This is a genomic window from Streptomyces sp. Ru62, assembly GCF_002920615.1.
In the GTDB taxonomy this organism is placed as follows: domain Bacteria; phylum Actinomycetota; class Actinomycetes; order Streptomycetales; family Streptomycetaceae; genus Streptomyces.
Genome location: NZ_PQSU01000002.1, coordinates 413,319 through 438,882, shown reverse-complemented (window position 1 = coordinate 438,882; position 25,564 = coordinate 413,319). Strand labels below are relative to the sequence as shown.

Sequence of the window (25,564 nt, the reverse complement as noted above, 5' to 3'; positions counted from 1 at the left end):
CATCCACGCGATCACGAGGGAGTGCCGTCCGTGCCCGGTGAGAATCTGTCCCGCGACGAGGCCCGGGAGCGGGCCGCCCTGCTGTCCGTCGACGGCTACGAGGTGTCCCTGGACCTGCGGTCAGCCGTCGGCGACGCGGGCGGCGAGCCGCGCACGTTCCGTTCGGTGACCACGATCCGCTTCCGCTGCAACGAGCCGGGCGCGTCCAGCTTCGCCGATCTGGTCGCGCCGAGCGTGACGTCCGTGTCGCTGAACGGGCGGGACCTGGACCCGGGCGAGGTGTTCGACGGCTCCCGGATCACGCTGGAGGACCTGGCCGCCGAGAACGAGCTGGTCGTGGACGCGCGGTGCGCCTACTCCCGCACCGGCGAGGGTCTGCACCGCTTCGTCGACCCGGAGGACGGCGAGGTCTACCTGTACACGCAGTACGAGCCGGCCGACGCCCGCCGCGTGTTCGCGAACTTCGAGCAGCCGGACCTGAAGGCGCCGTACCGCTTCGAGGTGCGGGCGCCGGAGGGCTGGACGGTGTGGAGCAACGGCGCCGGTGAACTCGCCGACGGGGTCTGGCGGTTCGCGGAGACGAAGCCGATCTCGACGTACATCACGTGCGTGGTGGCGGGCCCGTACCACTATGTGACGGACTCCTACACCCGGACCTTCGAGGACGGCACGAAGCTGGAGATCCCGCTCGGCGCGATGTGCCGCAAGGGTCTCGCGCCGCACTTCGACGCGGACGACGTGTTCCTGGTGACCAAGCAGGGCCTGGACTTCTTCCACGACCACTTCAACTACCCGTACCCGTTCGGGAAGTACGACCAGGCGTTCGTGCCCGAGTACAACCTCGGCGCGATGGAGAACCCGGGTCTGGTGACCTTCCGCGAGGAGTACATCTTCCGCGGGAAGGTGACGCAGGCGTCGTACGAGGCGCGGGCCAACGTCATCCTGCACGAGATGGCGCACATGTGGTTCGGCGACCTGGTCACCATGGAGTGGTGGGACGACCTGTGGCTGAAGGAGTCCTTCGCGGACTTCATGGGCACCTTCGGATGCGTGGGCGCGACCCGCTTCAAGGACGCGTGGATCACCTTCGCCAACCGCCGCAAGGCCTGGGCGTACCGCGCGGACCAGCTGCCGTCCACGCACCCGATCACCGCGGACATCCGCGACCTGGAGGACGCCAAGCTGAACTTCGACGGCATCACCTACGCCAAGGGCGCCTCGGTGCTCAAGCAGCTGGTGGCGTACGTCGGCCAGGACGCGTTCCTGGAGGGCTCCCGGCGCTACTTCAAGCGGAACGCGTACGGCAACACGCGCCTCGGCGACCTGCTGTCGGTGCTGGCGGAGACCAGCGGCCGGGACATGACGGCGTGGGCGGCGTCGTGGCTCCAGACGGCCGGGGTGAACTCGCTGACCCCGCAGGTGCTGCTGGACACCGAGGGCGGGAGGATCGCCGAGCTGGCGATTCTCCAGGAGGCCCCGGAGTCGCACCCGGAGCTGCGCCCGCACCGGATCGCGGTGGGCCTGTACCGGCGTACGCCCGAGGGCGCGGTGGAGCGGTACGCGCGCGTGGAGACGGACGTGCACGAGCCGCGCACGGTGGTGGCGGAGCTGGCGGGCGCCGAGGCACCGGAGCTGGTGCTGGTCAACGACGACGACCTGACCTACTGCAAGGTCCGGTTCGACGAGACCTCGCTGGCCACGCTGCGCACGCACCTGGGCGCGCTCACCGATCCGCTGGCCCGCGCGCTGTGCTGGTCGGCGCTGTGGAACATGACCCGGGACGCGCTGCTGCCGGCGCGGGACTTCATCGATCTCGTGCTGCGCTTCGCTGGCCGCGAGTCGGACATCGGGGTGCTGCAGATGCTGCACGCCTGGGCGAACTCCGCGCTGGCGCACTACGCGGCGCCGGACTGGCGGGAGACCGGCGGGGAGCTGCTGGCCGAGGGGGCGCTGCGGGAGCTGCGGGAGGCGGAGCCGGGCAGTGAGCACCAGCTCGCGTGGGCGCGGTTCTTCGCCTCCGTGGCGTCCGCCGAGCCGGACCTGAAGCTGCTGACGGACCTGCTGGACGGCACGGTCGAGATCGACGGGCTGGAGGTGGACCAGGAGCTGCGCTGGGCGTTCCTGGAGCCGCTGGCCGCGCACGGGGCGGCGGACGAGTCGGTGCTGGCGTCGGAGCTGGTCCGGGACGACACGGCGTCCGGCAAGCGGCACCAGGTGCGCTGTCTGGCCGCGCGGCCGTCGGCGCCGGTCAAGGCGCAGGCGTGGGCGCAGGTGGTGGAGTCCGACGCGCTGTCGAACGCGCTGGTGGAGGCGACGATCTCGGGCTTCCAGCAGCCGTCCCAGCGGGAGCTGACCGCGCCGTACGCGCAGCTGTACTTCGCGGCGATCGAGCGGGTGTGGCGGGAGCGGTCGATCCAGATCGGCATGGACGTGGTGCGGGGTCTGTTCCCGGCGTACCAGGACCGGCCGGAGACGCTGGACGCGACGGACGCGTGGCTGGAGGCGCACCGGGACGCGGCGCCGGCGCTGCGCCGGCTGGTGCTGGAGGCGCGGGACGACCTGGCGCGGGCGCTGCGCGCGCAGGAGTGCGACGCGGCGGCCGGCCGGTGAGCTTTGGCCTGAGCTTGCCCGGTCGGTGACCGTTACGAAATTCGGGCAAACATAGCCGTAACCCCTGGTCCGCACCCGATCGGACCAGGGGTTTTGCTTCCCTACTCGGCATCCGAACACCTGACCTTTAGTCCCGCCTTGTCCGCATTTCTCGACGGCCGTGTAACAGCGGTTACGGTCCGCACCGGGGGCGGGAATCCCGAGGCCATGACCCACAACACCCCGCTCTCCCCCCGCCCGCTGAGCCACCTCTCCGACGTCCACCGCCGCGTCCTGACGGCCGCCCAGTTGCGCGCCCACGGCGTGACGACGGCGGAACTGGCCGAGCAGTGCCGCCCCGACGGCCCCTGGCGGGAGCTGCTCCCCCACGTGATCCTGCTGCACCCCGGCCCGCCCACCGGCGAGGAGCGGCTGCACGGGGCCCTGCTGTACGCGGCCCGCGCGACGGAGCCGGGCGTCCCGGTCCAGCCGACGGCCGGGAGCCCGCACCGGCCGCTGTACCACGAGGCGGTGCTCACCGGGCTGGCGGCGCTGACCCTGCACGGCTTCTCGTCGACCCCGTCGCTGACCACCCTGGACCACGTGGACGTCCTGGTCCCGCGCCAGCGCCGGCTGCGCTCCGCCGGTTACGTCCGCGTCCTGCGCACCTCCGATCTGCCCGCCCCCCAGGCGGTGACCGGCCTGCCGGTGGCACCGGTGCCCCGGGCGCTGGCGGACGCGGTGGCGGAGCTGAGGGACGCCGAGGCGGTGCGGCGGCTGCTGACCGAGGCGGTGCGCGGCGGCCACTGCGAACCGGCGGCGGTAGTCCGGGAGCTGACCTGCGCCAAGCTGCTGAACCGCCCGCACGTGGTGGACGCCGTGGACGCGCTGCTCGCGGAGGGCCGCTCGATCGCCGAGGACCGCCTGTACCGGATGGTCCGCGAGTACGGCCTGCCCGACCCGGTCTGGAACGTCGACCTGCGCCTGCCCGGCGGCCCGCACCTGGGCGGCTTGGACGCCTACTGGCCGGACCAGGCGGTCGCCGTGGAACTCGACACCCGCGCGCCCCGGCAAGGCCATCGGCAGGGCCAGGGGCAGGACGACGACGCGCTGTGGTCCGAGTACGCCCGCAAACGCGAGCACCTGGAACGTCTCGGCATCACGGTCGTGTACCTCACGCCCAGGAAGCTGCGGGACTCCATGGAGCAGCAGGCCGCCGTGGTGCGGACCGCGCTGATGGCGTCCGGGGACCGCGACCCGGCCGCGTACGTCGTGGTGCTGCCCCGGTAGCGACGGCCGCCCGCTTGTCCTGTTCTGCTGCGCCGGCCGGGTGAGCAGTCACCGGAACGGACGAGCAGGGCGGGCGGGGCGGGGGCGGGCCACGGTAGAGGAGAGTCATGAGACACCCCCGAATAGCGGCAGGCGCGTGCTCCCTCCTCCTCGCGGCCGCGTGCGCGTTCGCCGATCCCGCGACGGCACAAGTGGCCCCCCGCACCGTGGCCGGCGGCTACGTGGCCCTCGGCGACTCCTACTCCTCCGGTGCCGGAGCCGGCGACTACCTGGACTCCGGCAAGGAGTGCAAGCGCAGCAGCCGGGCCTTCCCCGTGCTGTGGGCCGAGGCCCACGCACCGGCGTCCTTCACCTTCGCCGCGTGCAACGGCGCGGGCGCCGACGACGTCCTGACCAGCCAGCTCGGCCACCTCAGCCCGCGCACCGGGCTGGTCACGCTCACTGTCGGCGGCAGCGACTCGGGCTTCGTCTCCGTCATCGCGAAGTGCGCGCTGGGCGGCAGCGATGGCTGCCTGTCCGCCGTCTCCCGGGCCCGCACCACGATCGACGGGTCCCTCTCCGCCGCCCTCGACCGGCTCTACTCGGCCATCCGGAGCCGGGCCCCCGCCGCCCGTGTCGTGGTGCTCGGCTACCCGCACCTGTACCACCTCCAGGGCGCCTGCGCGCTGGGCCTCCCGGACGGCGAACGCGCCACGCTGAACGACGCCGTGGACCACCTCAACGCCGTGATCGCCCAGCGCGCCACCGCCCACGGGTTCACGTTCGCCGACGTCACCGCCGCCTTCGCCGGGCACGAGATCTGCTCGTCCCGGCCCTGGCTGCGCGGTGTCGACGTGCTGGCGATCACCGAGTCGTACCACCCGACGGCGCCGGGACAGTCCCTCGGCTACCTCCCGGTGCTCACCCGGGTGGCGTGACCGCTACAGCGGCTCGGGCAGGCGCGAGGCCTTCGTGTGCACGCCGTCGAGCAGCGCGGCGTACGCCGCGATCATGCGCGTACGGCTGAAGCGTTCGCGGCTCGCCGCGAGCGCCGGGGCCAGTACGGCGCGGTCGGCGACCGCGGCCGACCAGGCCAGGGCGATGGCCTCGGGATCCTGCGGGGTCACGAACCCGTGGCCCCGGACGATCTCCGCGCTGTCGCCCACGTCCGTCGTCACCGGGACCGCGCCGCACATCATGCCCTCGATCAGGCACAGCGGCGCCGCCTCCCCGGAGGCGGAGGTGAGGGCGACGACGTCGGCGGCGGCGTACACGGTCTCCATGTCATGGCGTACGCCGAGCAGGCGCACCCGCTCCGCGAGGTGCCGGTCCGCGCCGAACGCGATCTCGATGTCGGCCCACAGTGCCGGGTTGGTGCCGTTCATGCCCGCGCCGCACATCAGGACGTGCCCCTCGGGCTCGCGGGCGAGCCAGGCGCGGGCGGCGCGCAGGAAGAGCGGGACGTTCTTCATCGCGGCGTAGCGGGCCGCGAAGACGGTCACCGGTGCGTGGGCCGGGATGTCCAGGGAGGCGCGGAACGCCACCCGGGCGGCCGGGTCCGGGCGGAAGCGGAGCAGGTCGACCCCGTTGGGGATGACGTGCAGCAGCTCGCGCGGGACGCCGGCCGCCGCGTAGGCGTCCCGGGTGGACTCGGCGCAGCACACGCAGGCCACCACGGTGCCGTCGGCGATCGCGGCCTTCAGCTCGGTCAGCGCCGGTCCCTGGTTCTCCGGGTCGGAGCGGTGCAGGCAGACCACGACCGGGCGGCGGGGCAGCCCGGCCTGGTCGATCAGCGCCAGCGGCTGCTCCTTCAGCGACAGGATGACGTCCGCCGCGGCCATGGACCGCGCGGTTTCGGCCAGCTCGGGTCCGCTGAAAACGTTCGCCGCGACCGTGCCGTCCACCAGCCCCGCGGTGCGGCCGAGCGAGGTGACGCCGACGCCGCCGGCGGTCAGCGCCCGGTAGCAGGCGTCGTCCTCCATGCGCTGCCGGGTGGCCTCGCGGTGGACCTCGCCGTGGATGCTGAGCACCTGATGGGACTGGCCGCCCTCGGCCAGTCCCAGAACGACGTCGGAGTGCACGATCCGGGCCCCTCCGGAGAAGAAGCCCTCGTAGACCGACAGCACACGCAGTCCGTGCCTCGCGCGCACACGACCACCCGCCTTGCACAAAAATCGAGCCATCCCCGTGAACAGCGGGTTAGCCGATATGAGGCGGTACGGACATTGCGCGCGAGTTAACGCGGAACTACACGTACGAAACGTTGGCTAACAGAATTCCTTCTCCATCACGTCCACCGTGTCCCCGGCCCAGTCCCCGTTGAAGTTGACCGCCACGGAGTGCCGGCCGTCCGCCGTCGACGCCGCCTCGGACGCCGAGCCGTGAATGCCGCCGTCATGACCCCAGACGTGAACGCCGCAGCTCAGCCGGGTGTTCATGAGCCCGAGGCCGTACCGGGTGCGGGGGGTGTCGGCCTCCGTGGCCACCGTCGTCTTCATCTCCTTCAGCTGCCGGGCCGGGAGCAGCTCGCCGCCGAGCAGGGCGCCGTAGAAGCGGGACAGGTCGGCGGAGTCAGAGATCATCTCTCCGGCGGAGGAGGCCATGGACGGGTTGAGGTCCGTGACGTCGTACGCCGGGCCGCCGGGGATCCTGAACGTCGAGTACGCCCTGCTGCTCGGTCGGGGCAGGGTGACCCGCGTGCCCGGCACGGAGGTCGCCCTCAGGTGCAGCGGGGCGATGATCCGGCGGTTGATCTCGGTGGCGTACGACCGGCCCGTGACCTCCTCGATCACCATCCCGGCGAGGACGTAGTTGGTGTTGGAGTACCGCCAGGAGGTGCCCGGCGCGAAGTCCGGTGCGTGCCGCATGGCGAAGTCCACCAGGTCCCGCGGGGTGAGCGTGTCGTAGCGGTGCCGGAAGAATCCTTCCTTGGTGAAGTAGGCGCTGCTGAAACCGGGGTCGGCGAGGTAGTCGTGGATGCCGCTGGTGTGGTTCAGCAGCTGCCGGACGGTGATCCGGCGGCCGTCGTGGCCGTGGCCGCGGACCACGCCCGGCAGCCACCGGTCCACCGGGTCGCCGAGCGAGAGCCGGCCCTCCGCCTCCAGCTGGAGCAGGACGGTGGCGACGAAGGACTTGGTGATGCTGGCGACGCGGAAGCGGTCGGCGGGCGAGCGCGGCGCACCCGTGCGGGTGTCGCCCACCCCCGCGGTGGCGGACCAGACGCCGTGGCCGTCCCGCGCGGTGACGGTCGCGCCGGGGACACCGGCCGCGACCGCCGCCTCGACGGCCTCGCGGGTGCGCTCGTGGGGTGCGGGGCCGGCCGCGACGGCCGGTCCCGCCAGGGCCGCCGAGAGGAGCAGGGCGGTGCTGCCCACCAGAGCTGTGCGTGCGCGCATGTCTTCCCCAACCTGTGGTGTGCGGGTGCGGTCGGGGGAAGGGACCGGTGACTGTTCTGCGAAGGTTGCCTCGGTGTACGCCGGTTGAGTGAATGTCAGCCCTTCTTCAGCACCAGCTCGGTGTTGCGGTCCGAGGCGCTCCCGGCGAGGTTCTGCTTGCCGCCCCGGGCGTTGAAGGACAGCTCGCGGTAGAGGGCCGCCAGGCCGGTCTGGCTGAGGTCCGAGAAGTCGGTGCGGTGCGGGGCCGCGGACTCCACCAGCGTGGTGAAGACCGACAGCGTGCCGTCCTTGTTGTCCACCAGCTCGATGACGCGGGCGAGCTGCGGGTGGTCGACGTGCGAAGCGGTGGTGATCTCCCAGAAGGATCCGCCGCCGGACATGGTGTGCGGGGTGATGAGGTTGCGGTGCAGGTGGCCGTTCACCCAGGCCAGCACGTTGGCGTGGTGGCCCAGGAGGGACAGCAGCTCGGCCCCGTTGTGCCGGCGCTCGCCGGGACGGGCCGGGTCGGGGCGGGTGTTCGTCATCGACTTGCTGGTGTGGTGGCTGAAGACGACGGCGTAGGAGCCCTTGTTGTCCTTGAGGGTCTTGTCCAGCCAGTTCAGCTGGGCGGTGCCGATGGACCCCTCGTAGTGCCCGCCCGGGTCGGTGGTGTCGATGCTGATGCCGATGACGTCGTCGGCGATGCGGAAGCTGTAGTACTGGGTGCCCGCGTCGAGGGTGGCGGAGGAGTAGCCGTGGCCGACCGGGCCGCGGCCGGCGTGGGCCGGGTCCAGGTGGGCCTTGAGGTAGTCGCGGACCGTGTACGGCGCGCGCCGCTCGTCCGGGGTGACCGACCGCATGGAGCGGGCGTGGGCCTTGAGGATGTCGCGCAGCAGCGTGCCCTTCGGGTCCTTGGCGTTGTCGATCGCGTCCAGGACCTTCTTGGCCTCGGACTCCGGCAGGCTCATGAGCTTCTTGCCGCCGACGGCGAACTCCGCGAGATACGGGTCGCCGTGCCCGTAGGTACCCATCCCCAGAGCGTCGTGGTTGCCGACGGTGGAGTACCACGGCAGGTTGAGGCCGGGGCTGTGCACCTCGCGGATCGCGGCGGCCAGGAATCCCGGCAGGTGGGGAAAGCCGAGCAGCTTGTCGGAGTCGCGCAGGTCCGAGTCGGGCTGCCAGTACTGCTTGAGGCCGCTGTTGAGGACGCCCTCGTAGTGGCGGCGGTCACCGGTGTTGGGGGTGATGCGCCCGCCGCTCATGACCTTCATGTACCACTCCAGCTCGGAGTGGGCATTGTTGTCCGTGTTGTCGCCGGTCGTCATCGCGAAGTGGAGCGGGGAACCGGTGACGGGGGCGCCCCGCAGCGCGTTGACCCGCTCCACGAGGGAGATGGCGCCGTGCACGGTGAGCGCCTCCTGCTGGCGCCAGGTGTGCCGGTCGGCGGACCGCAGGAACTCCCAGCGCAGTGGGTGCTGGCTGTCCATCAGGTGCAGGTCCGTGAGCTGGACGAACGCGGCCAGCGCGGTGCGGCGGCTCTCGCGGCCGGAGTGGGGCGCGGCCAGGTCGCCGCGCACGACGCGCTTCCAGCCGGGTCCCTCGCCGAGCCGGCGGTAGCTGGAACCGCCGCGCGGCATGGCGACGCTCGCCAGGGTGGTGCCCTTGGTGTACGGGGCGAGAGGGGCCGCGGGCGCCTTGCGGGAGGAGGCAACCACCGTCTCCTCGGTGCCGGCGACGGTGACGGCCTGGCCGTCGGCCGGGCGCAGGGCGTAGCCGACGCCCGCGGAGAGCGAGACCGCTCCGGCGGCGGCGAGGACGGTACGGCGGTTGACCCCCGCGGCGGAGGTGGCGACAGAGCGTATGCGCGGCATGCGCGGTCTCCCCGAGTGCGAACGCGTCGGCAGTGGTCGCGGGCCGTCACGGACGCGAACGCCCCGCTCACCGTGGATCGTTGGCACCGGGGATGACCTGCGCGTGAACGCGGCGGCAACGCGCAGCGCCAATCACCGTACGTGGATCACGGGTCACCGGGCGCGGTCATGCAGCCGATCGCCGGTGGACCGGGACCGGTCACTCCTCGTTCAACTGCCGGGGTAGCGCAACGCCCTCCAGGTGTCCGTGCGGCGGCTGTTCGCGCCACAGGCGCAGCGCGGTGTCGACCAGCCGCACCCGGGTCAGCGTGGGTACGGCGTCGAGGTCCTGCCAGGCGGCGAAGTCGGTGGAACCGCCCACCTCGTGACGGAGTTCACCGCCGACGACCTCCCCCGTGTAGAGGATGCGCACCCCGTGGTGGTCGGTGCGGCGGCGCGGGCGCCCGCTGGGGAAGACATGGCGGGAGGAGTCGATGCCGAGCAGACCGGTCACCTCGATGCGGTAGCCGGTCTCCTCGCCGACCTCGCGGCGGACGGTGTCGTACGGGTCCTCGCCGTGCTCCATGCCACCGCCGGGCAGCACCCACTCCGGGGTGCCGTCCGGTGCGGGTGAGCGGGCGAGCAGGAGCTGTCCGTCGCGGACGCACACGGCGTAGGCCGCCACCCTCAGTTTCCGTCGCATGGACGGACGTTAGCGCGCGTTGTCCGGGTTGGCGGGCGAATACTGCGGCGCGGACCAGCGCAGGGGCAGGGCGGCCGGGGTGCACAGGGCCTCGGTGAGTGTGAAGCGGACGGTACGGGCGCCGTCCTGAGCGAACTCGGTCCGGGCCTCGCCGGTGAGCTGGAGGGTGGTGCCCGTGTCCCAGTCCAGGAAGAGCAGACCGGCGCGCGGGTCGGTGCGCAGGTTGCCGAGGCTGAGGAACATCGCGTTGCCGGGGTAGTCCGGCCAGGTCAGCTCGCGCGGGGACGTGATCTCGACGAAGCCGGGATTGCCGCCGCGGTGGCTGGCGTCGGCACCGGCTGCGTGCACGGTGGCGAGGAAGAAGGTGTCGGCGGACCGGACGAGGGCCGCTTCCTCCTCGCCGAGTACGGTGAGGCGGCGGGGGGCTTCGGGGGTGCGGTCGACCGTTTCGTACGACTCCCTCCGCTGGATGTGTTTCGGGCAGTTGGAGAAGACCTGGTCCGCTGCCACGGTGAATCCGGTCGCCGTGGGGTGCAGTCGGCCGTTGAGGCGCATGCGGCGGCGGGTTCTGGGGTCGACGGCGATGGTGCCCACGGCCCGGGGGCCGCCGGCCGGGTACGGGTCGGTTGCGGCGAATGCCCGAGCGGCGTCTCCGTCGACGGACATCCGCCGTGGCCCCGTCGCCCGTACGAAACCCGGCGCTCCTGTGAGCGCCGAGGCCCACACCCTTCCCGTCTCCGGGTCCGCCGCGCCCACGATCAGCAGGGGCTGCTGCTCCAGGAAGGCCGCCGCGACCGGCTTGATGTCCTGGCCGAGGGAGCGGCCGACGTGGTCGGCCCGGTCGCGGACGCCGGTCTGCTCCTGAATGGCCCGCGAGCCCGCGTGATACACGCTCATGACTAGAAGAAGCCGCAGGTCGGAGCGGCGGCGTGCGGGGCGGGGGCTTGCTCGGCGCCGTGCGGGACGGAGATCTCCAGGCGGGTGCCGTCCGGGTCGTGGAAGAAGATCCCGCCGGAGGCCGCTCCTTCCCGGTGGGCGACCACCCCGTCGTGCGCGAAGTCGGCCCCGGCGGCCCTGAGCGCACGCTCGTACTCACGGACCCGGTCCATCGTGTCGGCGGTGAAGGCCAGGTGGTGCAGTCCCGCCCGGTCCCGGTCGTACGACCCCTGCGCCTGCTGCCAGAGGGTGAGGACGGGCCGGTCGCCGCCGTTGCCGAGGAACGCGTAGCGCCGGTCGTCCTCCTTGCCCTCGGCGAGCACGGTGAAGCCGAGGACGTCCCGGTAGAAGGCGAGCGAGCGGTCGAGATCGGTGACGTTCAGGCCCGTGTGGCCGGTGCTCAAGGTCATGGCTCTTCCCTTCGGCGTGCCCTCACCGGGCATTTCTAACCTTCGTATTTCACGTTAGGGGGTTAGATTCGATGGAGTCAACCGCTCACGTAGGCTTGACCGGTTAGCCGAGGAGGAGTGCCCGATGTCCAGCGCCCGCGATCCCCGCCCGCTCACCGGCGAGCCGCTCGCGCTCGACCTGCTCAACACCCGGTGGAACAGCGACGGCGTCACCCAGGACCTGCTCGCGGACACCGACGGGCTGGCGGTCTGGCTCGCGAGCAACGGGCTGGCCGGAACCCACCCGGCCGACGCGGCGGCGCTGCGCCACCTGCGCGCGGCGCGCGAGGCGATCGAGGCGGCCGTGGACGGGTCACCGGAGCGGGCGGCGCCGCTCGTGGACGCCGTACTGGAGCACGGCCGCATCCGGGCCCGGCTCACCGCCGGCGGTCCGGCCGAGGAGCCCGAGTTCGCCGACCCCGCCTGGGGCCCGGCCTGGCTCGCCGCCCGGAACTACCTGGACCTGCTCACCCGGGCCCCCGAGCGGATCCGCACCTGCGCCGGCGGCGGCTGCATCCTGCACTTCTTCGACACGTCCCGGAACGGCACCCGCCGCTGGTGCTCGATGGCCGCGTGCGGCAACCGGACCAAGGCCTCCCGGCATTACGCCCGTTCCAAGGAGGGGTGAGCGAATTCCGGTCCATACCGGCCGGATCCACTCATATCCCATCGCGGGTTTTCCCCATACCTTGATTTCGATTCGGTCAACGGTCCCCAAAATCACAACCCTTCGGTCAGGCTGAGCGCTCCCGTCCGCTCGTTCCTTGACCTGAGGGATGTCGATGACCCACATGCCCGAGCGTGATCCGATACCCGGTCCGAGACGCCTGGCCCGCATAGCCGTGGCCGTGGGCGTCGTGGCCGCCCTCTCCGCGGCGGGGCCGATACCCCTGGCCCTCGCCGCGGACCCGGCCCCCGTCCCGGCCGCCGACCCCGCCGTCAAGTCCGCCCACGACAAGCTCGGCTCCGACGACGCCGCCCTGCTCGCCGAGGCCAAGGCCGACGGCGACAAGAGCGTCACGATGATGATCGCGACCTCGCCCGGGAAGACGGAGCAGGTCGCCGGGCAGCTGGACGCGGTCGAGGGCGGCCTGGTGGGCCGTACCTACGACAAGCTCGGTTACGTCCGCGCCACCGTCCCGACGGGCCGGGCGGACTCGGCCATCGCCGCCGCCGCGACGCTCTCCTCCGTCCAGGCGATCGACCTCAAGCAGGAGATCCCGCTCGACGACCCGACGCCGAACGGCAGCAAGTCCTCGGCGGCCAAGGGAACTTACCCGGCGCCCGGCAAGAAGACCCCCGCCGAGAACCCGTACAACCCGTCCTTCGAGACCGGTGCCGTCGACTTCGTCGAGGACCACCCCAAGGCGGACGGCCGCGGCATCACCATCGGCATCCTGGACTCCGGCGTCGACCTCGGCCACCCGGCCCTGCAGAAGACCACCACCGGCGAGCGGAAGATCGTCGACTGGGTGACGGCGACCGACCCGGTCGTCGACGGCGACGGCACCTGGCGGCGGATGACCACCGGTGTCTCGGGCCCGTCCTTCTCCATCAGCACCGCCTCACAGGGCACCGAGAGGTTCACGGCGCCCGAGGGCTCGTACAAGTTCAACTACATGTACGAGTCCGCGACCGCAGGCGGCGACGAGAAGGGCGACCTCAACCGGGACGGTGACACCGCCGACGCCTGGGGCGTGCTCTACGACCCGGCCGCCGGCACGGTCCGCGTCGACACGAACGACAACCTGGACTTCACCGACGACGCGGCGATGAAGCCGTACAAGGACGGCTACCAGGTCGGGTACTTCGGCACCGACGACCCGGCGACGGACGTCGTGGAGCGCGTCCCCTTCGTGGTCGAGACCCGCAAGGACGTCGTCTACAACTCCTCCGGCGCGAAGGCCGACTACGTCAACATCGGCGTCATCGAGTCCGAGCACGGCACCCACGTCGCCGGCATCACCGCCGCCAACGGCCTGTTCGGCGGCAGGATGAACGGCGCGGCGCCCGGCGCCAAGCTGGTCTCCTCACGGGCCTGCACCTGGACCGGCGGCTGCACCAACGTCGCCCTCACCGAGGGCATGATCGACCTCGTCACCGAGCGCGGGGTCGACATCGTCAACATGTCGATCGGCGGCCTGCCCGCGCTGAACGACGGCAACAACGCGCGCGCCGAGCTGTACACCCGGCTCATCGACACCTACGGCGTCCAGCTGGTGATCTCCGCCGGCAACTCCGGCCCCGGCGCCAACACCATCGGCGACCCCGGCCTCGCCGACAAGGTGATCTCCGTCGGCGCGACCATCTCCAAGGAGACCTGGGCTGCGAACTACGGGTCGGTGGTGGAGAAGAAGTACGCGATGATGCCCTTCTCCTCGCGCGGCCCGCGTGAGGACGGCGGCTTCACACCGACCCTCAGCGCGCCCGGCGCCGCGATCAACACCACCCAGACCTGGCTGCCGGGCTCCCCGGTCGCCGAGGCCGGCTACTCACTGCCGGCCGGCTACTCCATGCTCCAGGGCACCTCGATGGCCTCCCCGCAGGCCACCGGCGCCTCCGCGCTGCTGCTGAGCGCCGCCAGGCAGAAGGGCATCGACCTCACGCCCGCCAAGCTGCGCACGGCGCTGACCTCGACCGCCGACCACATCAAGGGCGTGCAGGCGTACGAGGAGGGCGCGGGCCTCATCGACATCGTGGACGCCTGGGAGTCGATCAAGGACGACGCCACCGCCCACGAGTACACCGTGAAGGCCCCGGTCGACACCGCGATCGACTACGCCCTCAAGACCCCCGGCTTCGGCACCGGCCTCTACGACCGCGAGGGCGGCCTGAAGGCGGGCGAGAAGAAGACGTACGACGTGACGATCACCCGTACGTCCGGCCCGGACAAGGCGGTCCGGCACGAGCTCCGCTTCGCGAACAACGCCGGCGACACCTTCCGGATCGTCGGCGACGACGACGTCAGGCTGCCGCTGAACCAGCCGGTCACCGTCAAGGTCCAGGCGGCCCCGAAGTCCGAGGGCATCAAGAGCGCGATCCTGGAGGTCGACGACCCGCGGACCGAGGGCACCGACAAGCAGATCCTGTCCACCGTCGTGGTCGCGGCCCCGGTGAAGTACACCTACTCCGTGTCCGGTTCGGTGCAGCGCAACAGCACGCGCTCCTACTTCCTGACCGTGCCCGAGGGCGCGACCTCGCTGGAGGTCGCGATCGGCGGGCTGAAGGACAAGAGCCAGACCCGGTTCATCGCCGTCCACCCGTACGGCGTCCCGTCCGACAACACCTCGACCCCGTACTGCTACAACAACTACCTGGACGGCAACGGCTGCAAGCCCGACGTGCGCTCCTACGCCGACCCGCAGCCCGGCGTCTGGGAGGTGGAGGTCGAGGCCCGGCGGACCTCCCCGCTGCTCGACAACCCGTACCGGCTGGACGTCACCGTCCTCGGCGCCGCCTTCGACCCGGAGACCGTGACCGTCCCCGAGGCCAAGGTGGGCACCCCGGCCACCGCCTCCTGGAAGGTGACCAACGCGTACGCCGCGCTGGACGGCAAGCTGGTCGGCGGCCCGCTCGGCTCCGCCAAGACCGCCCGCCCGGCCATCAAGGAGGGTGAGACCCAGACCAGCACGGTGGAGGTCCCGGCCGGCGCCACCTCGCTCGACGTCGCCATCGGGGGCGTCTCGGACACCGCGGCCGACCTGGACCTGACGGTGTACGACGCGTCCGGCAAGGAGGTCGGCAAGTCCGCCGACGGCGACTCGGAGGAGGCGGTGTCCGTGCCGTCCCCGGCCGCCGGCACCTACACCATCGAGGTCGTGGGCTATTCCGTCCCGGCCGGCTCGACCGACTACGACTACCGGGACGTGTTCTTCTCCACCGCGCTCGGTTCCGTCACGGTCGACGGCTCCGCCCCGGTCAAGCTCGGCACGGGCGCCTCGGCGACGGTGACCGGCCAGGTCACGGCCGCCGCCCAGGCCCCGGCCGGCCGCGAGTTCTTCGGCCGGGTCCAGCTCGTGAACGCCCACGGCACGGTCGCGGGCAGCGGCAGCGTGAAGATCGAGAAGGTCACGCCGTAACGGGGTGACACGCACGGAGAGGGGCGGGCGTCCTGACGGGCGCCCGCCCCTCTCTTTCCCGCTCAGGACGCGTCGCCCGAGGGGCAGGCCAGGGTCCGGGAACCGGGCAGGGCCTCGGTGACCCAGGCGCGGGCGGCGGCCACGCGGGAGTCACCGACGGCCCACAGGCTCGCGTACCGCTCGCCCCGGCCGACCCGCACCAGCACGTGCTGGCCCACGCGGGGTGCCGGCCGCGCGTCCACGTCGAGCAGGAAGCGGACCTCGGCCGGGCCCTGCGCGGGCCGGTAGGAGCGGACCACGGTCAGCGTGACCCGGCTGCCGGGGGCGCTCGCGGCGCTCCCAGGGCCGCTCCCGGGGACGGCGCTCCCGGGAGCGTCCTTCTCCCGTTCCACCCGCGCCACAGTGCCCTCCACGACGAGCCGGGAGCAGGCCAGCTCCCGCTCCGGGTCCGCCGGCCGTCCGCCGGGCCCGGCCTCCTGGCCCGTCGCGTCGGCATTCCCCTTGGCCGCCGACGAGGCCCCGCTCTTGTCGTCCGCCCCGCCGCCACCACCGCCCTCGGCCACCAGCCAGCCGAAGCCCAGGACCAGGGAGAAGGCCGCGGCACCGGCGAGCGAGCCGAGCGCGATCCGCAGGGCCCGGCGGGGCCCACTCGCCCGCCCGGGGCGGGGCGGCCCGGCCGGCCGGGTGGGGGCGGAGGAGTGGGTACGGCTGCGGGGGCGCCGGGCCGGGGGCGGGGCGGAGACGGCGTCCGGGGACGACTCGGCCTCCTCCACGGTGTCCTCCCCCGTCAGCGCCCCGGCCAGCCACGCGAGTTGGTCCCGCAGCACGGCCACGTCGGCCTCGGCCGCCCGGTGTTCGGCGAGGAGGACGGGGTCCCGCCGGGCCTCCTCCGGCAGGGGGTCTCCGGTGATCGCGGCCATGAGGGCGTCCATGCCGTCGTACCCCCCGTGCTCGCCGTGTTCGCGGTACTCGCCGCTCCCGCACTGCTCCCCGCGCTCCCCGTCCCCGCGCTCGCCGTTCCCCCGCTGCCCCCCGTACACGCCGTACTCGCCGTTCCTCCACCGCTCCCCGTGCTCGCGGCTCCCCCACTGCTCCCCGCGCTCGCCGTCCCCTCGCTGCTCCCCGCGCTGTCCGGGCTCCCGCTGCCCCCCGTGCTGTCCGTGCTCCCCGAGCTCCCCGTGCTGTCCGCCGCTTTCGGCGCCCCGTGCGTCCTCGTGTCCGGCGGTCATGTCACGCCACCTCGTCCTCGTGCAGCCGGTCCCGCAGTGCGCGGACCGCCGTGTGCAGCCTGCTCTTGACCGTGCCCTCCGGGATGCCCAGCTCCTCGGCGATGGCCCGCACCGGCAGGTCGGCGAAGAAGCGCAGCACCACCACCTGCCGCTGGGCGGCGGGCAGCTCGTCCAGGCCCCGGGCGACGGCGAGGGACAGCAGACTGGTCTCCTCGCCGGAGGCGTGCGCGGGCGCGCGCAGCGCGGCCAGCCGCTCCCCCAGCCGCTCCTGGCGCCGCTTGGCCCGGTGCCAGTCCATGGCCAGGTTGGAGGCGACCACCGCCGCCCACGCCGACACGTCCCGCGGCGCCTCGCGCCCGCTCGCGGCCCGCTCCAGCAGCCGCAGCCGGACCTGCTGCACCCCGTCCGGCAGGTCCGACTGCGGCACACCGCCGAGTGCGAGCACCGCCCGCACCCGGCGTTCCTGGGCCGCGTCCAGCGGATCGTCGCCGGCACCGTCCGTGCCGGCGGCGTACGCCGCCCCTCGGTCGCGGCGCGCCTTTCCGCGCAGCACAAGCCACCCCCTCACGCGTTTGCCCCTACGACGTGGCGGCGGGCCGAAACGTTCGGCCGGCGCCGGAAGTCCGCAGAGGCGTACGTCACACCCTCGTATGGCCGGGATCCGGACGGGCAGGGACGGGACAGCACAGCTTCCGGCGCGGGCCCCCGGCGGAGGGAATTCCTGCAGCTCAGCCGGGCGCCCGGCGGAGGTCTGGAACCGTCCGGCGGGTGATCGTGTCCCACCCTTCGGGCACACATGACAAAGAATTGGACAGGTGGACCGGGGTCGGCCGCATGATGGAAATGCCCCGGTCAGGCAAGAGACACATAGAGGGAGTCGCTGTGAGGGTCGGAATCGTCGGAGCCACCGGTCAGGTGGGCACGGTCATGCGCAGGATCCTCACGGAGCGGAACTTCCCGGTCACGAAGCTGCGCCTGTTCGCCTCGGCCCGTTCCGCCGGGACCGTGCTGGACGGCGTGACGGTGGAGGACGCGGCGAGCGCCGACTACACCGGCCTGGACATCGTCCTCTTCTCCGCGGGCGGCGCGACCTCCAGGGCGCTGGCCGAGAAGGTCGCCTCCCAGGGTGCCGTCGTGATCGACAACTCCTCGGCATGGCGCAAGGACCCCGAGGTCCCGCTGGTGGTCTCCGAGGTGAACCCGCACGCCATCGCCGACCGCCCCAAGGGCATCATCGCCAACCCGAACTGCACCACGATGGCCGCGATGCCGGTGCTCAAGCCGCTGCACGAGGAGGCCGGCCTGGAGGCGCTGGTCGTCGCCACCTACCAGGCGGTGTCCGGCTCGGGCCTCGCGGGCGTGGCCGAGCTGCACGGTCAGGTGCAAAAGGTGGCCGCCGAGGCCGACAAGCTCACCCACGACGGCGCGGCGGTCGACTTCCCCGAGCCGCAGGTCTACAAGCGCACCATCGCCTTCAACGTGCTGCCCTTCGCCGGCAACCTCGTCGACGACGGTCTCAACGAGACCGACGAGGAGCAGAAGCTGCGCAACGAGTCCCGCAAGATCCTGGAGATCCCCGGCCTGAAGGTCTCCGGCACCTGTGTGCGCGTCCCGGTCTTCTCCGGCCACTCCCTCCAGGTCAACGCCCGCTTCGCCCGCCCGCTCCCGCCGGAGCGCGCCACCGAGCTCCTCGCGAAGGCGCCGGGCGTGGCCCTCTCCGACATCCCCACCCCGCTCCAGGCGGCCGGCCAGGACCCGTCGTACGTCGGCCGCGTCCGCCGCGACGAGACGGTGGAGAACGGCCTCGCCCTGTTCATCTCCAACGACAACCTCCGCAAGGGCGCCGCGCTGAACGCGGTCCAGATCGCGGAACTGGTGGCGGCGGAACTCTCGGCGAAGTAACCCGCACCTCGGAACAAGGGGCGGCCATTCCCGGCCGCCCCTTTCCCTGTCCCGGCCGCCCCTTTGCCTCGTCCCGGCCGCCCCTTTCCCGTGTCCCTCGTGCCACGCGGACCTCAGGGACGCCGGTGGCGCTCCCGCCTGCCCCGCCACCACGTCCGCAGCCACAGCACGTGGACCCCGCCGAGGGCGAGGACCACCGCCAGGGAGTCCAGCCACTGGGTGACCGGCCGGCCCGGTCTCAGCCGGGCCCCGGAGCGGGCGAGGAGAGCGATGTCGGCGGGCAGGGTCACGGTGGCCAGGAACCCCAGGCACAGGGCGGTGCCGAGCACGAGGACCAGGCTGTAGGCGCGGACCGCTCGCCGTTCGTGGGCGGGCAACGCCCGGCTGGGGTCGGCTTGCGCGCGGGCCCGGCGCAGCAGCCGCCGGGTGACATGGCGCATGTAGGAGACGCCGTCCCCGTAGAGGTCCCGGCAGCGCAGCAGGTCCTGGAGGACGAAGTACACGTCCGTGCGCATGAAGACCAGGAACTGGAAGGGGAGCGGAAGCAGCGACAACAGCGCGAGGGCGGCCAGGATCCGCCGCGGGGTGCCGTCCACGGCGAGCGTGGCGAGCGCGAACGCCGAGGCGAAGGCCAGGTTGGTGGCGATGCCGGCCAGGTAGGCCGTCAGCCGGTGCCGGCGCGGCGCGAGCTCGATGCCGCTGATGTCGGTCTGCACCACCAGGAACTGCAACCGGGTGCCGAGCCGCATCCGCCCGGCCACACCGGTGGCCCGGGCCGTCAGCAGGTGGGCGCACTCGTGCAGCAGGAGCAGCGCCCAGCCGTAGCCCGCGCCGAGTGCGATCACCGCGCTGCCGTGCCGGCTCCACAGCAGGGTGTGGTAACTCGGCGGCACGGGAGGCCGCGTGAGCAGGACCGCGGCGATCAGCAGTCCGAGCAGGGGAGGGAGGACGGGGTTCAGCAACCAGCGCACGTGCCGGGGGCGAATCCGGGCAAGGGCGGGCGCGGGCGCGGGTGCCGCCGGTAGCTTCCGGCCGTCCACCTCGGCGACGAAGCCGAGACCGACGAGCGCCTCGACGAAGTCGGCCACGTCCACGTCCTCGCCGGTCTCGGCCCGCAGCCGCTCGGCGGTCTCGGCGGTGGTCAGGCCCCGGCCGAGCAGGTCGAGCGCGCGCTTGCCGGCTTCGGGCAGCGCGACCAGCCGTCCGGTGTCCAGCCGGCCGACGATCCACTCCTCGCCGTCGGGCCGGCAGCTCAGCTCGTGCAGCCGGACCCGGACGGGCCCGGCGGTCACCCGTGCTGCCCGCAGGCGGGGCAGCCGGGGCGGCGGGGGAAGCGCTCCAGGACCGGGTCGCCCGGCACCATCAGGTTCACCCCGAAGCGGAAGCCCGGCTCCAGGGGCGGGATCCCGGTCAGCACGGCCACCGCCGCGTGGGCGAGCAGCGTCCCGGACAGGCCGGCCGTGACCGCGCCGGCCGGATTCCACGGCAGTCGGGGCGAGGCGATCTCCTCGTCCTGTCCGGGCGGCAGCCGCAGATCGCGCCGGGCGAACTCCCCGTCCCGCAGGCACTCCCAGCAGGCACCGTGTCCGGGGACGTACACGCCCGCGCTCGCCACCGGCCCCCGGTACCCGCCCTCCACCCACGGAAGCCCGGCGTCCAGGCAGACACGGTTGGTCCAGCTTCGCAGGGCGGTGGGCCGGTCGGCGGCGAGGACGAGAAGGTCGTAGGGCGCCTTCGCGGCGCGGGCCGTGGCGATCAGCTCCGCCAGCTCGTCGGGGGCCCGCACCGGCCTCCGCTCCCCGGTGAGGGTCACGTCCGAGTTCAGCGCGCGCAGGGTCGCGAGCGCCGCCTCCAGCTTGGGCCGGCCGATGTCGTCCTCGCGGTAGAGGATCTGCCGGTTGAGGTTGGACAGCTCCACCACGTCGGGTTCCACGCAGTGCAGCCTTCCGACACCGGACGCCACCAGGCTCAGGGCCGCCTGCCCGCCCGTCCCGCCGAGGCCCAGCAGCAGCACCCGGGACTCACGCAGCCGGAGCTGGGCGTCCCATGCGCTGGTGCGCGGCCCGCGATCCATCCAGCGCAGCAGCGGGACACCCCGGCTGTAGCGCACCTGTTCCCGCCGGGTCAGGGGGATGGGTGCGTCCATGTCCTCCACGAATCCGGCGTCGACGAGGTCGGCCAGCGCCTGCCGTACGTCCGCGCCGTCCAGGTCCGCGATGTCCCGGTGCCGGCGGAGCACCTCGTGGACCACGTCCTCGGGCCCGCGGGATCCGTCCAGCGCCTGGACAAGCGACCAGACCCAGCCCTGCGGGTCCGTGATCTCCGCGCCGATGCCGTAGACCACCCCGCCGATCCGGACGTGGCCGTCCACCGTCCGGTAGGGCCGGTGCTCGGGCTTGACACGAGGCCGGCCGAGCGCTTCCACCGCACCTGTCACAGGGGCTCCTTCGCCATCCGGAATGTCCCCCAGCACTTCGGACGCACCGGTCGCTCTTGACAGGGCCTACCCTCGGGCGTCCCATGGAAACGCTCAACACCTCTACGAAGAAGGAGAGTTGACATGCCGACGAAGATCGAGATCCGGCCGCTGGAGAAGAAGGAGACCACCGGGGACAGCAACTCCAGCGGCGCCTGACCGGAGACCCGGGTGCGGACACCGTGGTCCCGCGGCGCGCTCTACCCGGGCGTCGGCGAACTGGAACAGCGGGCCCGCGCACTGGTCGTGGCCGCGCCCGGGGTGCTGCGGCTGCGCGTGGCCGGGAGGAGCCGGGCGGGCCGGCCCTTGTGGTTGCTGTCGGCCGGGCACGGTGAGCGGCGGTTCCTCACCGTCGCGGGCGCGCACGCCAACGAACCCGTGGGCGGTGCCTCCGTGCTCCGTCTCGCCCGCCTCCTGGCGCACCGGCCCCAGGTTCTCCAACGGCTCGACTGCACCTGGCACTTCCTGTTGTGCCTCGATCCGGACGGCGCCCGCCTCGCACACGGCTGGCAGCCCGAGGAGCCGGCCCCGTCCCTGGAGGAGTGCCACCGGCACTTCTACCGGCCGGAGTTCGCCTGCCAGCCCGAGTCGCCGCCCGCCCCGGGCACCGGACGCGCTCCGCTGCCGGAGTCGGCGACGCTCGTACGGCTGCTGGACGAGCTGCGACCCACGGCACAGTTCACCCTGCACGGCATCGAGGTCGGCGGTGCCTTCACGATGCAGACCAGGGAGGTGCCCGGAGCCGCGCGCGCCTTCCGGGAGACGGCAGCGCGCCTGCACATCCCCCTGGACGACCGCCCGGGGGACGGCCCGGACTGGCAGCCGCACCCACCCGGTGTCCTGCGGCTCACGGACGGCGGCACCGTGAGCGAACGCGACCCGAGCGGCTTCGTCGCCGAGAGCACCTGGCTCCACCCCCGGCGCTACGGCACCCTCACCGCCCTCGTCGAGGCCCCGGCCTGGGCCGTCCCGGCAGTGAGCGATCCCCGTCCCTCGCCCGAACCGCGGCGCGAGAGCGCGCAGGCGGCCGAGCTGCTGCTGGCCCGTACCGGCGAGCTGAAGGCACTGCTCGGGGGCGCCCCGGCCGACGGCGTACCCGAAGACCTGCTGCCCCTGCACAGCGCCGCCCGGGAGCTGCTGGACGTGGCGCCGGCGATCGCCGCCGGCTGGGCCGAGGAGCGCGCCGGCTCCCGGGGTCATTTCGCCACCCTCGCCGTCGCCGCCCGCCGCATCCCGCTGCGCGCGGCGGCCATGATGCGCCGTGCCCTGTCCGCCACCGCCCCCGGCACCGCCGACGCCCTCACGGACCTGGTCCGCGAGTGGTGCCGGGAGCTCGACAAGACGTACGAGCCGCGCTGGATCCCGGTCTCCGCGCAGACCGCACTGCACCTGCGCACCATGCTGGACCTCGCCGACCGGCTGTGCGGGTGACCAGGACCGTCGCGTCCGACCGCACGAGGGAGCGAGGCGGCGGCCCGGTCCGCACCGTCGGCCACCGCGAGCGCCGCGCCCGTGTGGCCTACCCCCGTCGCACCTCGTACAGGAAGCACCCGTACTCCACCGCCCGCACGTGCACCACCGCCACCTCCAGATCGGCGAGGGCCTCCGTCAGGGCGGGGCCGAAGGCGTCCGCGTGCTCCACCAGGCGGCCGCCGAGGATGCGGCCGTCGGCCGAGTAGCGGCGCAGGACGCGGTGGGAGTTGGTGAAGGGCAGGGCGTCGCCGGCCGGGCCGGGGCACTCCTCGGCGTGGATGAAGACGGGGCCCTGCTCGTCGTAGGCCCCCGGGTCGGCGCCCGTCGCGGCCGCCCAGCGGCGCAGCGGCGCGTACGAGACCAGGGCGATCAGCTCGCCCGGCGTGCTGTGGCGCAGGCAGCAGCGCAGCGGGGCGCCGCCCTCCGCGTCCGGCACGGCGGCCATGGGGCGGCCGGCGTCGTCGGCGGTGCGCAGCTCCTTGAGGACCTCGGCCGGGACGGGCCGTGCGGTGTACGTCGTCATGCGCCCAGCGTCCCGCCGCGACGCCGCGCCGACCGGCGGGATACGGACATCGCGTTCCCCCTCGATCCCATGGAAGGATGACGCAACCGACACATAACGAGGAGATGACCGCGTGCCTGGCACAAACCTGACTCGCGAAGAGGCGCAGCAGCGGGCCGAGCTGCTCACCGTTGACTCGTACGAGATCGATCTCGACCTCTCCGGCGCGCAGGAGGGCGGTACCTACCGGTCCGTGACCACGGTGCGCTTCGACGTGGCCCGCGGTGGCACCGAGTCCTTCATCGACCTGGTGGCCCCGGCCGTCCACGAGGTGGTCCTCAACGGTGACCACCTGGACGCCGCCGAGGTCTTCAAGGACTCGCGGATCGCGCTGCCCGGGCTGCTGGAAGGGCCCAACGTCCTACGGGTCGTCGCGGACTGCGCCTACACCAACACCGGCGAGGGCCTGCACCGGTTCGTCGACCCGGTCGACGACCAGGCCTACCTGTACACCCAGTTCGAGGTCCCGGACGCCCGCCGCGTCTTCGCCTCCTTCGAGCAGCCGGACCTGAAGGCCACCTTCCAGTTCACCGTGAAGGCGCCCGAGGGCTGGACGGTCATTTCCAACTCGCCGACCCCGGAGCCCAAGGACAACGTCTGGGTCTTCGCGCCGACCCCGCGGATCTCCACGTACGTCACCGCGCTGATCGTCGGCCCGTACCACTCCGTGCACAGCGTGTACGAGAAGGACGGGCAGTCCGTGCCGCTCGGCATCTACTGCCGGCCCTCGCTCGCCGAGTTCCTGGACTCCGACGCGATCTTCGAGGTCACGCGGCAGGGCTTCGACTGGTTCCAGGAGAAGTTCGACTACGCCTACCCGTTCGAGAAGTACGACCAGCTCTTCGTGCCCGAGTTCAACGCGGGCGCGATGGAGAACGCGGGCGCGGTGACCATCCGCGACCAGTACGTCTTCCGGTCCAAGGTGACCGACGCGGCGTACGAGGTCCGCGCGGAGACCATCCTGCACGAGCTGGCCCACATGTGGTTCGGCGACCTGGTCACCATGGAGTGGTGGAACGACCTGTGGCTGAACGAGTCGTTCGCCACCTACACCTCCATCGCCTGCCAGGCCGCGGCCCCCGGCTCGCGCTGGCCCCACTCGTGGACGACGTTCGCGAACTCGATGAAGACCTGGGCGTACCGGCAGGACCAGCTGCCGTCCACGCACCCGATCATGGCGGACATCCGCGACCTGGACGACGTCCTCGTCAACTTCGACGGCATCACGTACGCCAAGGGTGCGAGCGTGCTGAAGCAGCTCGTCGCCTACGTCGGCGAGGACGCGTTCTTCAAGGGCGTGCAGGCGTACTTCAAGGCGCACGCGTTCGGCAACACGCGCCTTTCCGACCTGCTCGGCGCCCTGGAGAAGACCTCCGGCCGCGATCTGAAGACCTGGTCGAAGAAGTGGCTGGAGACGGCCGGGATCAACATCCTGCGCCCGGAGGTGGAGACCGACGCCGAGGGCGTGATCACCTCCTTCGCCGTCCGCCAGGAGGCCCCGGCGCTGCCGGCCGGCGCCAAGGGCGAGCCGACCCTGCGCCCGCACCGCATCGCGATCGGCCTCTACGACCTGTCGGACGCGGGCAAGCTGGTGCGCGGCGAGCGGATCGAGCTGGACGTGGACGGCGAGCTGACCGCCGTACCGCAGCTCGCGGGCAGGCGCCGCCCGGCGGTGATCCTCCTCAACGACGACGACCTGTCGTACGCGAAGGTCCGCCTGGACGAGGAGTCCCTGAAGGCCGTCACCGAGCACCTCGGCGACTTCGAGGCGTCCCTGCCGCGCGCCCTGTGCTGGGCGTCGGCCTGGGACATGACGCGGGACGCCGAGCTGGCCACCCGCGACTACCTCTCCCTGGTGCTGTCCGGCATCGGCAAGGAGTCCGACATCGGCGTGGTGCAGTCCCTGCACCGCCAGGTCAAGCTGGCCATCGACCTGTACGCCGCCCCGGCCACCCGCGAGGCCCTGCTGACCCGCTGGACGGACGCCACGCTGGCCCATCTGCGCGCGGCCGAGCCGGGCAGTGACCACCAGCTGGCCTGGGCGCGGGCCTTCGCGGCGACCGCGCGCACCCCGGAGCAGCTCGACCTGCTGGAGGCCCTGCTCGACGGCACGCAGACCGTCGAGGGCCTGGCCGTGGACACCGAGCTGCGCTGGGCGTTCGTCCAGCGGCTCGCGGCCGTCGGCCGGTACGACGAGGCGGAGATCGCCGGCGAGTACGAGCGGGACAAGACGGCGGCCGGCGAACGGCACGCGGCCACCGCCCGCGCGGCCCGCCCGACGCCGGAGGCGAAGGCGGAGGCCTGGTCCTCGGTGATCGACTCCGACAAGCTGCCGAACGCGGTGCAGGAGGCCGTGATCGGCGGCTTCGTGCAGACCGACCAGCGGGAACTCCTCGCGCCGTACACGGACAAGTACTTCGAGGTCGTCAAGGGCATCTGGGACTCCCGTTCGCACGAGATCGCCCAGCAGATCGCGATCGGCCTCTACCCGTCCGTCCAGGTCTCCGAGGAGACCCTGGCCAAGACGGACGCCTGGCTGGCCTCGGCCGAGCCGACCGCGGCCCTGCGCCGCCTCGTCTCGGAGTCCCGCGCGGGCGTCGAACGGGCCTTGAAGGCCCAGGCGGCGGACGCGGCGGGCTCCGCCGAGTAGCGGCCGACACGGCGACGGGGGCG

General features: G+C 72.7%; 19 protein-coding genes. 8 read left to right on the top strand and 11 right to left on the bottom strand.

The features are described 5' to 3' along the window. Window positions 1–30: 30 nt before the first annotated feature. The 3 genes from pepN (C3492_RS04390) (at window position 31) to C3492_RS04380 (ending at window position 4,796) form a co-directional block, all read left to right on the top strand. Window positions 31–2,610: an aminopeptidase N gene (pepN, locus tag C3492_RS04390; RefSeq protein ID WP_103810435.1), complete on the top strand. Its 2,580-nt coding sequence runs from the start codon at window positions 31–33 to the stop codon at window positions 2,608–2,610. Between the two features lie 207 nt (window positions 2,611–2,817). Next, on the top strand, window positions 2,818–3,879 hold the full coding sequence (locus C3492_RS04385) for a hypothetical protein (RefSeq protein ID WP_103810375.1): 1,062 nt from the start codon (window positions 2,818–2,820) through the stop codon (window positions 3,877–3,879). 107 nt (window positions 3,880–3,986) lie between these two features. Next, window positions 3,987–4,796 carry an SGNH/GDSL hydrolase family protein gene (locus C3492_RS04380; RefSeq protein WP_219822051.1) on the top strand — a complete coding sequence of 270 codons (810 nt, stop codon included), beginning with the start codon at window positions 3,987–3,989 and terminating at the stop codon, window positions 4,794–4,796. 3 nt (window positions 4,797–4,799) lie between these two features. Here the strand turns inward: C3492_RS04380 and C3492_RS04375 are convergent, their stop codons facing one another. From C3492_RS04375 to C3492_RS04350, 6 genes are all read right to left on the bottom strand, one after another. Continuing rightward, window positions 4,800–5,984 (bottom strand): glycosyltransferase, encoded by a 1,185-nt coding sequence (locus C3492_RS04375; RefSeq protein WP_103810373.1) that lies wholly within the window; start codon window positions 5,982–5,984, stop codon window positions 4,800–4,802. Between the two features lie 141 nt (window positions 5,985–6,125). Then, complete coding sequence (locus tag C3492_RS04370) at window positions 6,126–7,253, bottom strand: serine hydrolase (protein WP_181140189.1); 1,128 nt, start codon at window positions 7,251–7,253, stop codon at window positions 6,126–6,128. A gap of 95 nt (window positions 7,254–7,348) precedes the next feature. Further along, on the bottom strand, window positions 7,349–9,103 hold the full coding sequence (locus tag C3492_RS04365; RefSeq protein WP_103810371.1) for a TIGR03767 family metallophosphoesterase: 1,755 nt from the start codon (window positions 9,101–9,103) through the stop codon (window positions 7,349–7,351). Between the two features lie 199 nt (window positions 9,104–9,302). Then, window positions 9,303–9,767, bottom strand: coding sequence for an NUDIX hydrolase (locus C3492_RS04360; protein WP_103810370.1), 465 nt, complete (start codon window positions 9,765–9,767; stop codon window positions 9,303–9,305). 27 nt (window positions 9,768–9,794) lie between these two features. After that, complete coding sequence (locus C3492_RS04355) at window positions 9,795–10,682, bottom strand: pyridoxamine 5'-phosphate oxidase family protein (protein ID WP_103810369.1); 888 nt, start codon at window positions 10,680–10,682, stop codon at window positions 9,795–9,797. Window positions 10,683–10,684: 2 nt separating this feature from the next. After that, a complete protein-coding gene (locus C3492_RS04350) occupies window positions 10,685–11,131 on the bottom strand; it encodes a VOC family protein (RefSeq protein ID WP_103810368.1) in 447 nt (148 codons plus the stop codon). 124 nt (window positions 11,132–11,255) lie between these two features. Here C3492_RS04350 and C3492_RS04345 point away from each other — a divergent pair, with 124 nt between their 5' ends. Together C3492_RS04345 and C3492_RS04340 are read left to right on the top strand one after the other, a co-directional pair. Next, window positions 11,256–11,798: a CGNR zinc finger domain-containing protein gene (locus C3492_RS04345; protein WP_103810367.1), complete on the top strand. Its 543-nt coding sequence runs from the start codon at window positions 11,256–11,258 to the stop codon at window positions 11,796–11,798. A gap of 154 nt (window positions 11,799–11,952) precedes the next feature. Next, window positions 11,953–15,249, top strand: coding sequence for a S8 family serine peptidase (locus tag C3492_RS04340; protein WP_103810366.1), 3,297 nt, complete (start codon window positions 11,953–11,955; stop codon window positions 15,247–15,249). Between the two features lie 62 nt (window positions 15,250–15,311). On the opposite strand, the gene C3492_RS04335 is transcribed toward C3492_RS04340, so the two are convergent. Continuing rightward, window positions 15,312–16,478: a hypothetical protein gene (locus C3492_RS04335; protein WP_258055483.1), complete on the bottom strand. Its 1,167-nt coding sequence runs from the start codon at window positions 16,476–16,478 to the stop codon at window positions 15,312–15,314. 1 nt (window position 16,479) lies between these two features. After that, window positions 16,480–17,031 (bottom strand): RNA polymerase sigma factor, encoded by a 552-nt coding sequence (locus C3492_RS04330; protein ID WP_103810365.1) that lies wholly within the window; start codon window positions 17,029–17,031, stop codon window positions 16,480–16,482. Window positions 17,032–17,360: 329 nt separating this feature from the next. Between C3492_RS04330 and C3492_RS04325 the strand changes: the two genes are divergently transcribed. Beyond that, entirely contained in the window at window positions 17,361–18,380 is a 1,020-nt protein-coding gene (locus C3492_RS04325) for an aspartate-semialdehyde dehydrogenase (protein ID WP_103810364.1), read from the top strand. A 113-nt stretch (window positions 18,381–18,493) separates the two neighbouring features. On the opposite strand, the gene C3492_RS04320 is transcribed toward C3492_RS04325, so the two are convergent. Next, window positions 18,494–19,672 carry a hypothetical protein gene (locus C3492_RS04320; protein WP_258055481.1) on the bottom strand — a complete coding sequence of 393 codons (1,179 nt, stop codon included), beginning with the start codon at window positions 19,670–19,672 and terminating at the stop codon, window positions 18,494–18,496. Continuing rightward, the gene (locus C3492_RS04315) at window positions 19,669–20,817 is read right to left on the bottom strand and encodes a ThiF family adenylyltransferase (protein ID WP_258055480.1); all 1,149 of its coding nucleotides are present in this window, start codon (window positions 20,815–20,817) and stop codon (window positions 19,669–19,671) included. The genes C3492_RS04320 and C3492_RS04315 overlap by 4 nt, the downstream gene beginning before the upstream one ends. 210 nt (window positions 20,818–21,027) lie before the next feature. Here C3492_RS04315 and C3492_RS04310 point away from each other — a divergent pair, with 210 nt between their 5' ends. Continuing rightward, window positions 21,028–22,287: a M14 family zinc carboxypeptidase gene (locus C3492_RS04310; protein ID WP_258055479.1), complete on the top strand. Its 1,260-nt coding sequence runs from the start codon at window positions 21,028–21,030 to the stop codon at window positions 22,285–22,287. An 88-nt stretch (window positions 22,288–22,375) separates the two neighbouring features. Here the strand turns inward: C3492_RS04310 and C3492_RS04305 are convergent, their stop codons facing one another. After that, the gene (locus tag C3492_RS04305) at window positions 22,376–22,852 is read right to left on the bottom strand and encodes a DUF1203 domain-containing protein (RefSeq protein WP_103810363.1); all 477 of its coding nucleotides are present in this window, start codon (window positions 22,850–22,852) and stop codon (window positions 22,376–22,378) included. Between the two features lie 112 nt (window positions 22,853–22,964). Between C3492_RS04305 and pepN (C3492_RS04300) the strand changes: the two genes are divergently transcribed. Then, complete coding sequence (gene pepN, locus C3492_RS04300; RefSeq protein ID WP_103810362.1) at window positions 22,965–25,541, top strand: aminopeptidase N; 2,577 nt, start codon at window positions 22,965–22,967, stop codon at window positions 25,539–25,541. Window positions 25,542–25,564 lie beyond the last annotated feature (23 nt).

Excerpts from the sequence above, each read along its gene's own strand:
- C3492_RS04370 (WP_181140189.1), bottom strand. The coding sequence starts at position 7,253 with ATGCGCGCACGCACAGCTCTGGTGGGCAGCACCGCCCTGCTCCTCTCG.
- C3492_RS04380 (WP_219822051.1), top strand. The coding sequence starts at position 3,987 with ATGAGACACCCCCGAATAGCGGCAGGCGCGTGCTCCCTCCTCCTCGCG.
- C3492_RS04345 (WP_103810367.1), top strand. The coding sequence starts at position 11,256 with ATGTCCAGCGCCCGCGATCCCCGCCCGCTCACCGGCGAGCCGCTCGCG.
- C3492_RS04340 (WP_103810366.1), top strand. The coding sequence starts at position 11,953 with ATGACCCACATGCCCGAGCGTGATCCGATACCCGGTCCGAGACGCCTG.
- C3492_RS04365 (WP_103810371.1), bottom strand. The coding sequence starts at position 9,103 with ATGCCGCGCATACGCTCTGTCGCCACCTCCGCCGCGGGGGTCAACCGC.
- C3492_RS04335 (WP_258055483.1), bottom strand. The coding sequence starts at position 16,478 with ATGACCGCCGGACACGAGGACGCACGGGGCGCCGAAAGCGGCGGACAG.
- C3492_RS04350 (WP_103810368.1), bottom strand. The coding sequence starts at position 11,131 with ATGACCTTGAGCACCGGCCACACGGGCCTGAACGTCACCGATCTCGAC.
- C3492_RS04355 (WP_103810369.1), bottom strand. The coding sequence starts at position 10,682 with ATGAGCGTGTATCACGCGGGCTCGCGGGCCATTCAGGAGCAGACCGGC.
- C3492_RS04385 (WP_103810375.1), top strand. The coding sequence starts at position 2,818 with ATGACCCACAACACCCCGCTCTCCCCCCGCCCGCTGAGCCACCTCTCC.
- C3492_RS04305 (WP_103810363.1), bottom strand. The coding sequence starts at position 22,852 with ATGACGACGTACACCGCACGGCCCGTCCCGGCCGAGGTCCTCAAGGAG.